Origin of the sequence: Nocardioides soli (assembly GCF_014191495.1) — a bacterium.
GTDB lineage: Bacteria > Actinomycetota > Actinomycetes > Propionibacteriales > Nocardioidaceae > Nocardioides > Nocardioides soli.
The window spans coordinates 1-14,565 of sequence record NZ_JACHWR010000018.1 but is presented as its reverse complement, the minus strand read 5'-3'; the positions used below and the strand labels follow the sequence as shown (position 1 = coordinate 14,565).

Genomic DNA, 14,565 nt, shown 5'->3' with positions numbered 1-14,565 from the left:
GCCGTCGGCGATCGAGAGGTCGCGCACCCGCCCGAGCTGGAGCGCGAGCAGCGCGAACCCGAGGAACATGTTGGTCAGCGCCTTGGTCGACGCGACCGCGACCTCCGGACCCGCGTGCAGGTAGATGCCGCCGTCGCACTCGCGGGCGATCGCGCTGCCCACCACGTTGACCAGGCCGATCACCCGACCGCCCTTGCGCCGGATCTCCTGCACCGCCAGCAGGGTGTCGATGGTCTCCCCGGACTGGCTCACCGCGACATAGAGCGTGTCGGGCTCGATCACCGGGTCGCGGTAGCGGAACTCGCTCGCCGCCTCGGCGTCCGCGGGGATCCGCGCGAGCTCCTCGACGAGCGAGGCGCCCAGCTGGCCGACGTAGTACGCCGAGCCGCAGCCGAGGATCTTCACCCGGCGGATCGCGCGGGTCTCGCGGGCGTCCATGTTGAGGCCGCCGAGGTGCGCGGTGCCGAACCGCTCGTTGAGGCGGCCGCGCAGCACCCGCTCGGCGGCGGTGGGCTGCTCGAGCATCTCCTTGTGCATGAACGAGTCGTGCTCGCCGGCGTCGTACGACGCGGGGTCGATGTCGATGGTCTCGGCGGTCCGGGTCACGGGCCGCAGGTCGCCGCCGTACGTCGTGAAGCCGGTCGCCGTCACCGTCGCGATCTCGCCGTCGTCGAGGTGGGCGATGGTCGTCGTGTGCCGCACGATCGCGGCCAGGTCGGAGGCGACGTACATCTCGCGCTCGCCGACCCCGATCAGCAGCGGGCTGCCGTTGCGGGCCACGACCAGCCGGTCGCCGAAGTCGGCGTGCAGCACGGCCAGGCCGTAGGTGCCCTCGATCTGGGCGAGCGCCTCGCCCACCTTGCCCTCGAGCGTGTCGGCCCCCGACCGACTCACGAGGTGCGCGAGCACCTCGGTGTCGGTGTCGCTGACGAGCTCGACGCCCTCGTCGGTCAGGCGCTGCCGCAGGGCGGCGGCGTTGTCGATGATGCCGTTGTGCACGACGGCCACTCGGCCGCCGGCCGGGGCGTCGGTGTGCGGGTGAGCGTTGACGTCGTTCGCCGGGCCGTGGGTGGCCCAGCGGGTGTGCCCGATGCCCACCTTGGCGGCGCTGCGCTTGGGCATGCCGTCGGCGAGGTCCCGGACCCGGCCGGCGCGCTTGGCGACCTTGATGCCGGAGCGGCCGAGCAGGGCGACCCCGGCGGAGTCGTAGCCGCGGTGCTCGAGGCGGGTCAGCCCCTCCAGCAGCAGCGGCGACGCCTGCTGGGCGCCGACGTACCCCACGATTCCGCACATGTCCCGACCTCTCTCTCGTGTCTCTGTCGTGTCTGTGGTGGTGGTTTCGAGGCTCGGGCCTGGCGGCCCTCACACCTCAACCACCGGCCCCGCTCTCCCTGGTGACGGCTTGGAGCTCGGGCCTGCCGGCCCTCACACCTCAACCACCGGCTATCCGTAGACGATCCGCCGGAGCTGTCGCTCGGACAGGGCCGGTGCGGCCACCACGCGGTCGGCCAGCTCCTCGGCGATCCGGGCGAAGATCTCCGGGTTCTTCCGTCCGTAGGTCTTCAGTTGGGCGTGCCGACGCCGGACGTACTCCTCCACCGGCTCGGCGTGGAAGGCGACGACGTCCTCGACGACCCGGGCCGCCTCGGCCGGCGAGAGGCCGGTGCTGGCGACGATGCGGGCGACCAGATCGGAGTCGGACGACGTCGGCACCGGTCGATCTTGCGGATCGGGCCGGCCATTGCGCAAGTTCTTGCCCGCTATCGGGCAGGAAGTTGCCCCAAGTTGGGCAAGCGGATGCACCCGAGCCCGCACCGCACCCGTGGCCACCGAGCGCGCCAAGTCCCGATGGAGCGGATCGCGCCCGACGCGCCGCCCCCGAGCGGCTCCAGTGGGGGACGAGGCACGAAATCGACCCCGTTCCGGTCGTTCGAGTGGGGATCAGGTACGCTGGGTGAACAGTTGGTGAACGACAAGCGAACGGAGGGCACCCGATGAGCGACCAGACCCCGACAGGTGGCCTCGTGCAGACCTGGATCGCGGTGGCCGACACCGACGGCCGCACCCGCCTCGAAGCGCACTGGGTGGACCACACGGTCGGCCCGAGCGGCGCGACCGTGCACGCCACGCACGCCGCCTGACCAGGCCCGACGCCGGGAACTGACACCGGCGCCCAGCGCACCGCGCCTCCGGCCCGCCCGGATCGATCCGGGCGGGCCGGAGGCATGTCCGGGCCGATCCACGGGTACGGCGCGACGAGCCGGGAATAAATCGGACCGCGGTCCGATTAGGGTGGTCAAAGGTTCAATCAAAACCGACCCACACCAGGAGCCCCCATGTCGTTCTTCAACCGTCAGTCCGAGCAGTTCGACGCCCCCACCGCCGCCGTCGAGGACATCTCGGGCGACTACACCATCGACCCGACCCACACGCGGATCGGCTTCAGCACCCGCCACGCGATGGTCACCACCGTCCGCGGCCAGTTCACCGACTTCGCCGGCACCGCGCACGTCGACGCCGCGAACCCGGCCAACTCGAGGGTCGCGCTCACCATCCAGACCGCGAGCATCGACACCGGTGTCGCCGACCGCGACGGCCACCTCCGCTCGGCCGACTTCTTCGACGCCGACACCAACAAGGAGATCACCTTCACCTCGACCAAGGTGGAGCGCGACGGCGACGACTGGGTCATCACCGGCGACCTCGCGATCAAGGGCGAGACCAAGTCGGTCACGATCACCTTCGAGCCCACCGGCTCGGCCCGCGACCCGTTCGGCAACCTGCGCATCGGCTTCGAGGGCGGCACCACCATCAACCGCAAGGACTGGGGCCTGACCTGGAACGCCGCGCTCGAGACCGGCGGCGTGCTGGTCTCCGAGAAGGTCAAGCTCGACTTCGACGTGTCCGCGATCCGCAACAGTCAGGACGCCTGAGCACCCGCGCCGACGCGCGCATCCGCTCGACGGCCCGCCTCCCGAGGGAGGCGGGCCGTCGTCGTATCTGTGGGCGACCCGCCGCCCCGACGGAAATTCGAAGGCGCGGCGGCCGCACGTCCGCAACACTTGCGCCATGACAGAGCTGCTAGATCTGCCCACCGGCCTCACGGCGCGGCCCCTGGTGATGACCGACTCCCGCGCGGTCTACGAGGTGATGGCCGCCCAGGAGCAACACGACACCGGCGAGATCGCGATCGAGGAGGCCGACATCGTGGGCGACTGGCAGCGCCCGTCGTACGACGTCAGCGCCGGCACCCTCGGCGTCTTCGAGGGCGACCGCCTGGTCGCCTACGCCGAGTACATGGGCGCCGACCGCGGCGACGCCGCCGTGCACCCCGACCACCGCGGCCGCGGGATCGGCACCGCGATCGCCGGCTGGATGCAGGAGCGGGCGCGGGCGACGGGCGCGTCGGTCGTGGGGATGCCGGTCCCGATGGGCTCCGCCGGCGACCGACTGCTCGAGGCGCTGGGCTACCACGTGCGCTGGAACAGCTGGGTGCTGCAGCTCCCCGAGGGCGCGACTGTCCCCCACCGCGACCTGCCCGACGGCTACGCGCTCCGCGAGGCGACGGCGGACGACTACGAGGCCTGCTGGACGGTGCTCGAGGACGCGTTCCTCGAGTGGTCGGTGCGCGACCGGGAGCCCTTCGACGACTTCGTCGCGCGCACGGTCAAGCGGCCCGGCTTCGAGTCCTGGAACCTGCGCCTGGTCACCGACGCGTCCGGCACGGTCGTCGGCGTGACCGTGGTCTACCCGTTCGGCACCGAGGGGTACGTCGACCGGATCGCCACCCGGAAGGACCAGCGGGGCCGCGGGATCGCCCAGGCGATGCTCGTCGACGCGTTCGCGGTCGCCCGCGAGCACGGCGCCCTCACGTCCGGACTGAACACCGACTCGCGCACCGGCGCGCTCGGCCTCTACGAGAAGGTCGGCATGCAGGTGACCCAGAACTGGGTCAACCGCGCGATCGATCTCTGACAGCCGGCCGCACCGGGGTGGCGGCCGGACCATCGGACTAGAACGCGTTCCACTTCTCTGGTTCAGTGTGCGCATGCCGCGCATCCGGTTCGCCACCCGCTACGACTTCCGCGCCCCGGGCGCCGACCCCGAGACCCGTCAGGAGCTCTTCGCCCGGGCGGTCGAGCAGGCGGCGTACCTCGACCAGCACGGCACGGACGCGCTGATGGTCTCCGAGCACCACGCGGCCGACGACGGCTACCTGCCCAGCCCACTGCTGGTGGCCTCCGCGTTCGCGGCGGTCACCAGCCGGGTGCCGATCACGGTGTCGGCGCTGCTGGTCAACCTCTACGAGCCGGTGCGGCTGGCCGAGGACATCGCGGTCCTCGACCACCTGAGCAGGGGCCGGGTCGCCTACACCTTCGGGCTCGGCTACCGCCCGGTGGAGTACGACCTCTACGACCGGTCCTGGGCGACCCGCGGCGCCGAGATCGAGGCGCGCATCTCGGCGGTGCTCGACGCCTGGTCGTCCGGGGCGACCACGCCCGCGCCGTACTCCCGGCCGCACCCGTTCCTCTTCTACGGCGGCGGCACCCCGGCCGCCGCCCGCCGCGCCGCGCGACTCGGCCTGAACTTCCAGCCGCAGCACGGCAGCGCGGAGCTCAAGGAGATCTACGACGCGACCTGCCGGGCGGCCGGCCGCGAGCCGGGCTTCGTGCTGCAGGCGCCCGACGGCGGCCCGGCCAATGTCTTCTGCGCCGAGCGGCCCGACGAGTTCTGGGAGCGCTACGGCCACCACCTGCTCGCCGACGCCGTCGCCTACCAGGCCTGGCACGGCGAGGCCGGGTCGTACGTCGTCGACCACTCGCGCACCGTCGAGGAGATGCGCGCGGCCGGCGTGTACGTCGTGCTCACCGCCGACGAGCTCGTCGACCGGTGCCGCTCGGGCGAGATCGGGCTGGTCACCAGCCACCCCGCCTGCGGCGGCCTGCCCGCCGAGCCGTCGTGGGAGAGCCTGCGGCTGATCTTCGAGACCGTGCTCCCGGCGGTGCGGGGGTAGGTGCGCCGTGCTCAGCGGAAGGCCGCCAGGCCGGTGAGCGCCTGGCCGACCACCAGCGTGTGCATCTCGACGGTGCCCTCGTAGGTGAGCACCGACTCGAGGTTGTTCATGTGCCGGATCACGGGGTACTCCAGCGAGATGCCGTTGGCGCCCAGCACCGTGCGCGCCGTCCGGCAGATCTCGATCGCCTCGCGCACGTTGTTGAGCTTGCCGAGGCTGACCTGCTCGGGACGCAGCCGGCCGGCGTCCTTGCGCCGGCCGAGGTGCAGGGCGAGCAGCACGCCCTTGGCGTACTCCAGCGCCATGTCGGCGAGCTTCTGCTGGGTCAGCTGGAAGCCGGCGATCGGGCGGTCGAACTGGACCCGGTCCAGGCTGTAGGACAGCGCCGCCTCGAAGGACGAGCGCGCCGCACCCATGGCTCCCCACACGATGCCGTAGCGGGCCTCGTTGAGACAGCTCAGCGGTCCGCGCAGGCCCTCGGCCTCGGGCAGCCGGGCGGAGGCCGGCAGGCGCACCCCGTCGAGTACCAGCTCGCTGGTGACCGAGGCGCGCAGCGACTGCTTGTGCCTGATCTCGGGCGCGGAGAAGCCGGGGGTGTCGGTGGGCACCACGAAGCCGCGCACGCCCTCGTCGGTGCGCGCCCACACGATGGCGACGTCGGCGACGCTGCCGTTGGTGATCCACATCTTGCGGCCGTCGAGCACCCAGTCGGCACCGTCGCGGCGGGCGCGGGTGCGCATGCTCCCGGGGTCGGAGCCCGCGTCGGGCTCGGTCAGGCCGAAGCACCCGAGCGCGCGGCCCGCGGCCATCCGCGGCAGCCACTCCTGCTTCTGCTCCTCCGAGCCCCACCGGTGGATCGCGAACATCGCCAGGGATCCCTGCACCGACACCAGCGACCGGATGCCGGAGTCGACCGCCTCGAGCTCGAGGCAGGCCAGGCCGTACGCCGTCGCGGACATGCCGGCGCAGCCGTAGCCCTCGAGGTGCATCCCCAGGACGCCCAGCTCACCGAGCTCGGCGGTCAGCCCGCGGACGTCGTCGATGCGCGCCTCCTCGAACCAGCGCGCGACGTGCGGCTGGATCCGGGAGTCGCACATCTGGCGCACCGAGGCGCGGATCGCGATCTCGTCGTCGGTGAGCAGGTCGTCGATGCCCGCCGGGTCGAGCGGGTCGAAGGCCGGGAGCGGCGTCGGGGTGGTCATGCGGGAGTCTCCTTCGTGAGCCGGTCGCGGAGCTCGGCGTCGTGCTCACCGAGACTAGTGTCGTGCGTCAGAGGTTCTGGTGCGCTTCGCGCACCCATGGCACGCACTCTGCGGCGTTGTCGTCGCTTGCGAGACGAGCGGGTATGGCGGCGCTCCGGCGCCTTGCAGCGCACGCACCCTGAGCACGCCAACCGTGCCACAACCTCCAACGCACGACACTAGGCGGGACCGGCGGCTCGCGCCTCGGGCGAGGGAGAGAAGATCGGGCACCCGGATGTCCGTTCCGGCCAAGCCACGGCCGTCTCGACCTACCGGATCGGCGCACCCGAGATCGATCGTGCGATGACCAGCCGCTGGATCTCGGAGGTGCCCTCGAAGATCGTGTAGATCTTGGCGTCGCGCGCCATCCGCTCGACCGGGTACTCGCGGGTGAACCCGTTGCCGCCTAGGATCTGCATGGCCTGACCGGTCACCCTGACCGCGGTCTCGCCGGCGAACAGCTTGGACATCGAGCCCTCGGCATTCTCGAACGTCCTGCCCTGCCGCGCCATCCAGGCCGCGCGCCACACGAGCAGCCGCGAGGCCTCGATGGAGGTGGCCATGTCGGCGAGCGCGAAGGCGATGGCCTGGTTCTCGATGATCGGCTTGCCGAACTGCTCGCGGGTCTTCGCGTAGTCCAGCGCCACCTCGTACGCCGCCCGCGCGATGCCGATCGCCTGGGCGCCGACCGAGGGGCGGGTGCGCTCGAAGGTCGCCATGCTCGCGTTGCCTCCGTTGATCCCGGTCCCTGAGGAGGCGAGGGACGAGCCGTCTCGAAGGGCACGGGCCCGAGCCAGGCGGGCGTCGAGCCTCTCCTTGCCGCCGAGCAGGCAGCGGCCGGGCACGCGCACGTTGTCGAGCACGACCTCGGCCGTGTGCGAGGCACGGATGCCGTGCTTGTGGAACTTCTGGCCCTGGCCGAGCCCCGTGGTGCCCGGCGGCACCACGAACGACGCCTGGCCGCGGGTGCGCAGGTCCGGGTCGACGACCGCGGTGACGACGTGCACGTCGGCGATCCCGCCGTTCGTCGCCCACGTCTTGGTGCCGTTGAGGACCCACTCGTCGGTCGCCTCGTCGTACGTCGCCCGGGTGCGCATCGCCCCGACGTCGGAGCCGGCGTCGGGCTCGGAGGAGCAGAACGCGCCGAGCTTGAGGTCGCCCGGCGTCCCGTACATCGCCGGCACCCACTCGGCGACCTGCTCGTCGGTGCCGCTGGCGCGGACGCCGGCCGCGGCGAGCGACGTGCCGACGATGGAGAGTCCGATGCCGGCGTCACCCCAGAAGAGCTCCTCCATCGAGACCGGGAAGCCGAGTCCGGTCTCGTCGAGGGCCTGGGCGACGATGAAGTCCACCGAGTAGATCCCCGCCTTCGCGGCCTCCTCGACGACCGGCCAGGGGAACTCCTCCCGCTCGTCCCACTCGGCCGCGGCCGGGCGGATCACCTCGGCCGCGAACCCGTGCACCCAGGCGCGGAGGTCGACGTGGTCCTGGTCGAGGTCGAAGGACGGCGGGGCAGGTGTCGGCGTCGGCTCGCTCACGACTCGCAGGTTACCGACCGGTCACCGGCCTCCGCCGGGATAGTCCGTCACGTTCCGGCCGTCGAACCGCGTCTGGGACCACCGAAACGTGACGGACTATCCCGGTCGGTCAGGCGTGCACGCGCTCGCCCGGATCCAGCTCGCCCTCCACACCCGGGTCACCGGCGTCGGCGTAGTAGTCCTGCGCGCGGGTGCGGTCGACACCCTCGGCCAGCCGGATCGCCCGGAACACCACGGTCAGCACGATCGCAACCAGCAGGTTGGCCAGGAACGCGACCAGGGCGATGTAGACCTGGGTGTCCGTGCCGGGGAAGGTCACCAGTGGGCCGCCGAAGTGGTCCTGCGTGGGCGACTCCACGCCGTAGGCCAGCCAGGTGCCCCAGGCCATGCCGACCGCCCAGCCGGCGAACAGCGCCCACCGGTGCATCCAGCGGGTGTACAGGCCGATCACGATCGCCGGCAGCGTCTGCAGGATCCACACCCCGCCGAGCAGCTGCAGGTTGATCGCGAACGACTTCGACAGGGCGAGCACGAAGACCAGCGCACCGAACTTCACCACCAACGAGACCACCTTGCTCTGGGCCGCCTCCTGCGCGGGGGTGGCATGGCGGTTGATGAAGGCCCGGTAGATGTTGCGGGTCCACAGGTTGGCGGCGGCGATCGACATGATCGCCGCGGGCACCAGCGCGCCGATCACGATCGCCGCGAACGCGACCCCGGCGAACCACGGGCTGAACTGCTCCTCGAAGAGCTGCGGCACCGACTGCTGCGGGTTCTCGACCTTGACGCCCGCCGCGATCGCCACGAAGCCGAGCAGGGCGAGCAGCCCGAGCAGGAAGGAGTACGCCGGCAGCAGCGCCGCGTTGCGACGGATCACCGAGCGACTGCGTGTCGAGAGCACACCGGTCACCGAGTGCGGGTACATGAACAGCGCCAGCGCCGACCCGAGCGCCAGCGACGCGTAGGCCCAGTGCAGCGCCTCGGGCGGCATCGTCGCCTTCGGCGCGGCGTCGCCGGCCGCGATGGCATCGGCGTTCTCGCTGTTGAAGGACGTGAAGCCGTCGCTCACCGTCGAGAAGACGTGGTCCCAGCCGCCGATCTGGCCGGGGATGTAGAACACGGCCACGAGGATCACGACGTAGATGAGCGTGTCCTTGACGAACGCGATCAGCGCCGGGGCCCGCAGCCCGCTGGAGTAGGTGTAGGCCGCGAGCACGACGAAGGCGATGAAGAGCGGCAGGTCCTTCATGAACCAGTTGCCGCCACTGGCGCCGATGCCCATCACCTCGAGCACGACCTGCATGCCCACGAGCTGGAGGGCGATGTACGGCATCGTCGCGAGGATGCCGGTCAGCGCGACGACGAGCGCCAGGGGACGGCTGTCGTAGCGGCCCTGCACGAAGTCGGCGGGCGTGACGTAGCCGTGCCGGTGGCTCACCGACCACAACCGGGGCAGGAACAGGAAGATCAGGGGATAGACCACGATCGTGTAGGGCACGGCGAAGAAGCCGACCGCGCTGCCGGCGTACAGCGTCGCGGGGACGGCGATGAAGGTGTACGCCGTGTAGATGTCGCCGCCGATGAGGAACCAGGCGATGAAGGTGCCGAACCCGCGGCCGCCGAGGCCCCACTCGTCGAGGCTCGCCATCGACTGGGCCCGCCGCCAGCGCGCGGCCGCGAAGCCGATCACGGTGACGACCAGGAACAGGAAGACGAAGACGCCGAACGCGACTCCGTCGACGTCGTCGATCATCGCGGCTCGCCGCCTTCCTGCGGCTGCTGGCGGGTCGGCTCGGGCGGGAGGCCGTGGGCGCGGCGGTCCGCCCGGTCGGCCCCGCGGGCGAGGAGGTAGGCGGGGATCGTGAGCGCGACGGCGATCACGATCAGCGCGAACTGGAACCAGTAGTAGAAGGGGAACCCGAAGAGGGTCGGGTCCTCGCGGTCGTAGAGCGACACCCACAGCGGCAGCGCCACCGCCGGCGTGAGCAGGACGTAGATCAGGGCCCAGCGGCCCGCCGAGGACGGGCCGGCACGGTCGGGTACGTCGGACATGAGCACCTCCGAGCCGATTCGGCGGGGCGACCACGCTCACCGCCGTCTCGGCCGGTACCCACTCGGGCCCGACGCCCAACACCAACCCCGGACGCACCCGAGCCCGTCCCGGCAGGGCCGGGACGGGCTCGGGTGGACGATCAGCGAGCGGTGCTCGGCCTCAGGGGCGCAGCTGCTTGCCGGTGCGGTCGCCGACACAGAGCGTGCTCACCCACGCGACGTCGGGGCCGGCGGTGTGCCAGAACTTGTAGGCCCGGGTCTTGATCCGCGGATCCATGCCGAGATACCAGCTGTACTCCGGGTGCTGGATCCAGAACGCGCCCACCAGTGCCTTCGCCTGGCTGTCGCAGGACTGCTGCTCCTCCCACGCCGGGGAAGCCGGCAGGTGGCGGAGGCTGCCCTGGTGGCCGTTCGGCCACCACGAGGCCGAGACCTTGTGCACGTGGCGCGGGTGCGGGCCGCCGCGGTCGGTCTTCACGCGCAGGCAGCGGAAGGAGACGTCCACCGTGGCCGCGTCGTTGACGACGAAACCCCAGAGCCAGCCGCGGGAGTTCGCGGACGGCCAGTTGATGAAGAGCCGCCCCGAGCCGTGGGTGAAGTCGTACCCGGGCGCGACCGCGACCTCGCCGCTCGCGCAGGTCATGCTCCAGCCGCCCGGCGTCGCGTAGGAGGCGGCCGAGCCCCACTCGGTGCCGAAGTAGCTGTGCTCGGTGGCCGAGTTGCCGTAGCCCATCCGCGCCTGGTTGGACGACATCCGCAGCCCGTTGGCGGTCCAGTCGACGGTCTTCTTCACCGGGTTGGAGACCCGCACGCGGTGCCGGTGGCCGTACTGCTTCTGGGTACGGCCGCCGAGGCAGGTGACGAAGAGCTTCACCTGCGCCCGTCCGTCGGCCCGGTTCTCCATCTGGAAGCGCCAGGTCCGGCTGTCCAGGGAGTACGACGAGGTGAACACCACGTCGCGCTCGTCGCCGTAGTCGATCCCGGCGGAGGGGTTGACGTCGTCGACCGCGTCGATCTTCCACATGCCGTCGACGACGTGGTCGCCGGGGTTGCAGCGAAGGTCGACGCGCGCGGTGTTGTCGGGGTACTCGCCCTCGAGGGTGACGAACTGCTCCACCTTGTACATGGTCAGTTCGTGCGGCCTGTTGCCGGACGCCTGCGCCGGGCCGGCCAGCGAGACGACCGCCGCCAGCGGGGCGGCCAGTGCGGCAGCGGCGGCGCCGACGAGGAAGGTGCGGGACCGGGTCCGAGCCGTCATGACGACGATCTCCTTGGGCTGTGCGGGAACAGGGGCGTGAGCACTGGTGCACCCGAGAACGCTCTCCGGTCCCCCCGGTCCGGCCCGCCCAGGCTAGGTGGGTGCCGCGGCGACGGCGAAACTGGTCTACCGCATTGGTCTACGCCAATGGTCCAGTCCCCGGCGGTGCCGGAGCGCGACGAACAGCACCACCATCAGCCCGAGCAGCACGAACGGGACGTGCGTCAGCACCGTCAGCGCCAGGAGTGCCGCGAGGACCACGAACAGCGGTCCGGGGACGCCCCCTCGGCAGGCGACACCGCGGGACCAGTACCCGGGCGCGTACGCCGGCGGCCGGCGTCGCGCCGTACGCCGGTCGGGGCTGCGATGAGCGGGGTCCGGCAGGTCGGCGAAGACCGGCTCGAGCTCGCTGCGGGTGCGCGCTGCCCAGATCCGGTCCAGCCGCTCGGCGTGCTCGTCGACGGTGAGCCGGCCCTGGGCGTAGTGCTCGCCCAGGGCCGCGGCCGCCTGCTCTCGCTCCGCGTCGCCGATCCGCAGGTAGCCGTCGTTCATCGCGGTTCGCCGTCCTCAGGGTCGGTGTCGCCGTCCTCGGCCTCGCCCTCGGGCTCGCCGTCGGCCAGCAGCCCGTAGAGCCGCCGGCGGGCGTCGGCGAGGATCTCGGCCGCGGCGCGGCGCTGCCCGTCGCTCCCGGTGGTGACGACCTGCCACACGGCACCCATCACCTGGCCGATCTCAGGGCGCAGGTCGGCGAACGCGTCGCCATCGCCGGCGTCGTCACCGGCGGTCCGCTCGAACGGCGCCCACACCGCAGCGAGCTCGTCGGCGTGCTCGGCGACGTACGCCTCACCCTCGGCGGTCAGCCGCAGGCTGCGCCGGGCGCGGGAGTCGTCGGTCTCGAGCAGGCCCTCGTCCTCGAGCTGCTGGATGGTCGGGTAGACCGAGCCGGGGCTCGGCCGCCAGCCACCGTTGCTGCGCTCGGCGATCTGCTGGATCACCTGGTAGCCGTTGACGGTCTCGTCGCTCTGCTGCGCGGCGCGCACCACATCGAGGATCGCGGACCGCACGTCGCCGCGGCGCACCCGCGGCCCGCGCTGGCGGTCGCCCTGGGCGAGCCCGAAGAGCCCGGCCACCCACGGCGGCGGGCCGGGGTGTCCCGGTCGGCCGAACCCGCCGGGGCCGAAGCCGCCCCACGCGCCGGGTCCGCCCCAGCCACCCCGTCGTCCACCGCCGTGCTGGCGGCACTCGCTCTCGGCGTACTGCGCCCACTGTCGATTGAATCCCTTGTGTCCCATGTCAGGACTCCTTGTCTGTCTTCGTTGTCTGGGTATCGCGGGGCGACAGTTTCGAGAACTGTCGTCAACCTGTCGCGATATATCGTGAGCGTACGCCGGCTGGGGTGGTGACACAAGCGGGTTTCGGCGGTCAGCAGCCATACCCCGCACGACACGCCGCGGCATCTCGGCGTGTCGTGCGGGTTCCGGCGGTCAGCAGCCGAAACCCCGCGGCCCCTACCGCGCCAGCCAGGCGGCGTACGCGTCGAAGGTGTAGGGCCGGCCGAGGAAGTCGGCGACCAGGTCGGCGGCGTCCCGCTCCCCGCCGCGGGCGAGCACCCGGTCGCGGTAGCGACCGGCGACGACCGGGTCGAAGAGGTCGTCGGGGTCGAAGGCGGAGAAGAGGTCCTTCGCGATGACCAGCGACCACATGTAGGTGTAGTACGCCGACGAGTAGCCCGACAGGTGACCGAAGCTGGCGAACATGTGGGTGCCGTCGATGTAGGGGAACGGCGAGTACCGCGCCTGCAGCTCCCGCATCGCCGCGGTGAGGTCCGAGGGCCGCGAGGTGTGGAACCAGTACGACATCGCGGCGTAGAACATCTGGGTGCGCGCGTGGTAGCCCTTACCGAAGTCGTCGGCGGCGCGCATCCGCTCGACCAGGTCGGCCGGGATGGGCTCGCCGGAGGCGGAGACGGCGAAGGTCTGCAGCACGTCGGCGTCCCAGGCCCACTCCTCGAGCATCTGGCTGGGCGCCTCGACGAAGTCCCACTCGGTGGCGACGCCGGCGAAGCGGGTCCACTCCCCCGACCCGGCCAGCACGTGGTGGAGCAGGTGCCCGAACTCGTGGAAGAGCGTGACCACGTGGTCGTGCTCCATCAGGCCGCGGCTGAAGTTGCAGACCAGCACGCCCTCGGGCAGCTGCCGGCCGGCGAGCCCGTCGACGAGCGTGAACTGCGCGGCGTGCTTGTACTTGCCCTCGCGCGGGTGCAGGTCGAGGTAGATCCGCCCGATCCGCTCGGGGCTGGCGCCGACGTCGCGCAGCACGTCGTACGCCGTGACCTCCTCGTGCCACACGACCGCGCCTGGGACCGGTTCGTAGGCCAGCCCGAAGAGGCGGCCGGTCACGTCGAGCAGCCCCTGGCGCACGCGCGCGAAGTCGAAGTAGGTGCGCACCCGCTGCGCGTCGACGTCGTGCCGCTCCTGGCGCACCAGCTCCTCGTAGTAGAGCGAGTCGGCGGTCGTGATCGCCTCGGCGCCCGGGACGTCGCGGCGGTAGCGCTCGAGCAGCAGCTCGAGGTCGCGCCGCATGGGAGCGTCGGCGGCGTCGGCGATCCGGTCGATGAACTCCGGGATCCTTCGAGACGGCTCGTCCCTCGCCTCCTCAGGAACCGTGGCGGGGCCCTTGCCGATCATCTTCACGTCGGCGTCGTACGACGCCCAGTCGGCGTAGCCGACCAGCGTGGCCAGCTCCTCGCGCAGCGCGAACATCTCGCGCAGCAGCGGCTCGTTGGCCGGCCAGCCGCGCTCGAGGAAGGCGACGGTGACGTCGCGGCGCACGTCGGCGTCGTGGGCGAACATCCGCACCGGCACCGAGTCGGGATAGTCGGTGGTGACCGTGACCAGGCCGTCGGCGGCGGCGGGGTGGGCGTCGAGCCAGTCCTGCGGCAGCCCGGCGAGCCGGTCGGGGGTGACCCGGACCGTGCGGACGTCGTCGCGGATGGTGCGGCCGAACTCCTGGCCGACCGCGGTCAGCCGCTCGTTGATCTCGGCCAATCGGGCCCGGGTGGCGTCGTCACGATCGACGCCGGAGCGCCGGAAGTCGTCGAGCGTCTTGGCGAGCAGGCGCGCCGCGACCGGGTCCAGCCCCGCCGGCGAGGCGGCCGCGAACACGTCGTACAGCGCGCGGTCCTGGCGCAGCTCGGTGACGTAGCGGTCGACCTCGACCTCGGCCTGCTCGCAGGTCGTGCGCACCGGCTCGAGCGGATGCACGTTGGCGAGGAGCGATGCCGTCGCCGCCACGTTGCTGAGGTGGCGCGACGCCTCGTCCCACGCGCGCAGCAGGTCGAGCGTGGTCGCCGGCCGCCCGGCGCGGAGGCCGTCGACGATGCCGCGGGCCGCCGCCAGGCCGTCCCGGGAGCGGGCCTCGACCCAGCCCTGCGCATCGTCGTCCGTCGGGAGGTCGAGGGGC

Annotated in this window: 14 protein-coding genes; 4 read left to right on the top strand and 10 right to left on the bottom strand. The window is 71.8% G+C overall.

Translation table 11 applies throughout. The annotated features are described in order from the left end of the window. Window positions 1-1,293, bottom strand: a 1,293-nt coding sequence (gene glmS / locus FHU40_RS27355) for a glutamine--fructose-6-phosphate transaminase (isomerizing) (protein WP_183595655.1), incomplete at its 3' end; no start/stop codon positions are given. 150 nt (window positions 1,294-1,443) lie between these two features. Beyond that, complete coding sequence (locus FHU40_RS27350) at window positions 1,444-1,713, bottom strand: hypothetical protein (protein WP_183595654.1); 270 nt, start codon at window positions 1,711-1,713, stop codon at window positions 1,444-1,446. Between the two features lie 281 nt (window positions 1,714-1,994). On the opposite strand from FHU40_RS27350, the gene FHU40_RS27345 reads away from it, so the two are divergent. The 4 genes from FHU40_RS27345 (at window position 1,995) to FHU40_RS27330 (ending at window position 5,014) form a co-directional block, all read left to right on the top strand. Then, window positions 1,995-2,141 carry a hypothetical protein gene (locus tag FHU40_RS27345; RefSeq protein ID WP_183595653.1) on the top strand — a complete coding sequence of 49 codons (147 nt, stop codon included), beginning with the start codon at window positions 1,995-1,997 and terminating at the stop codon, window positions 2,139-2,141. Between the two features lie 195 nt (window positions 2,142-2,336). Continuing rightward, window positions 2,337-2,933, top strand: a complete 597-nt coding sequence (locus tag FHU40_RS27340; protein WP_183595652.1) for a YceI family protein — start codon at window positions 2,337-2,339, stop codon at window positions 2,931-2,933. 136 nt (window positions 2,934-3,069) lie between these two features. Then, window positions 3,070-3,975: a GNAT family N-acetyltransferase gene (locus tag FHU40_RS27335; RefSeq protein WP_183595651.1), complete on the top strand. Its 906-nt coding sequence runs from the start codon at window positions 3,070-3,072 to the stop codon at window positions 3,973-3,975. A gap of 73 nt (window positions 3,976-4,048) precedes the next feature. Further along, window positions 4,049-5,014, top strand: coding sequence for an LLM class flavin-dependent oxidoreductase (locus FHU40_RS27330; protein ID WP_183595650.1), 966 nt, complete (start codon window positions 4,049-4,051; stop codon window positions 5,012-5,014). 11 nt (window positions 5,015-5,025) lie between these two features. Here the strand turns inward: FHU40_RS27330 and FHU40_RS27325 are convergent, their stop codons facing one another. The 8 genes from FHU40_RS27325 to FHU40_RS27290 form a co-directional block, all read right to left on the bottom strand. Next, window positions 5,026-6,216 carry an acyl-CoA dehydrogenase family protein gene (locus tag FHU40_RS27325; RefSeq protein WP_183595649.1) on the bottom strand — a complete coding sequence of 397 codons (1,191 nt, stop codon included), beginning with the start codon at window positions 6,214-6,216 and terminating at the stop codon, window positions 5,026-5,028. A 308-nt stretch (window positions 6,217-6,524) separates the two neighbouring features. Beyond that, entirely contained in the window at window positions 6,525-7,793 is a 1,269-nt protein-coding gene (locus FHU40_RS27320) for an acyl-CoA dehydrogenase family protein (RefSeq protein WP_183595648.1), read from the bottom strand. A gap of 109 nt (window positions 7,794-7,902) precedes the next feature. Next, on the bottom strand, window positions 7,903-9,546 hold the full coding sequence (mctP, locus tag FHU40_RS27315) for a monocarboxylate uptake permease MctP (protein WP_183595647.1): 1,644 nt from the start codon (window positions 9,544-9,546) through the stop codon (window positions 7,903-7,905). Continuing rightward, the gene (locus tag FHU40_RS27310; protein ID WP_183595646.1) at window positions 9,543-9,845 is read right to left on the bottom strand and encodes a DUF3311 domain-containing protein; all 303 of its coding nucleotides are present in this window, start codon (window positions 9,843-9,845) and stop codon (window positions 9,543-9,545) included. Before FHU40_RS27310 ends, mctP begins: the two co-directional genes overlap by 4 nt. 160 nt (window positions 9,846-10,005) lie before the next feature. Next, window positions 10,006-11,103, bottom strand: coding sequence for a hypothetical protein (locus FHU40_RS27305; RefSeq protein ID WP_183595645.1), 1,098 nt, complete (start codon window positions 11,101-11,103; stop codon window positions 10,006-10,008). Between the two features lie 126 nt (window positions 11,104-11,229). Continuing rightward, the gene (locus FHU40_RS27300; protein WP_183595644.1) at window positions 11,230-11,655 is read right to left on the bottom strand and encodes a DUF1707 SHOCT-like domain-containing protein; all 426 of its coding nucleotides are present in this window, start codon (window positions 11,653-11,655) and stop codon (window positions 11,230-11,232) included. Next, window positions 11,652-12,395 carry a PadR family transcriptional regulator gene (locus FHU40_RS27295; protein WP_183595643.1) on the bottom strand — a complete coding sequence of 248 codons (744 nt, stop codon included), beginning with the start codon at window positions 12,393-12,395 and terminating at the stop codon, window positions 11,652-11,654. Before FHU40_RS27295 ends, FHU40_RS27300 begins: the two co-directional genes overlap by 4 nt. 216 nt (window positions 12,396-12,611) lie before the next feature. Then, window positions 12,612-14,565: M3 family metallopeptidase (locus FHU40_RS27290; protein ID WP_183595642.1), on the bottom strand; the 1,954-nt coding region annotated here is incomplete at its 5' end.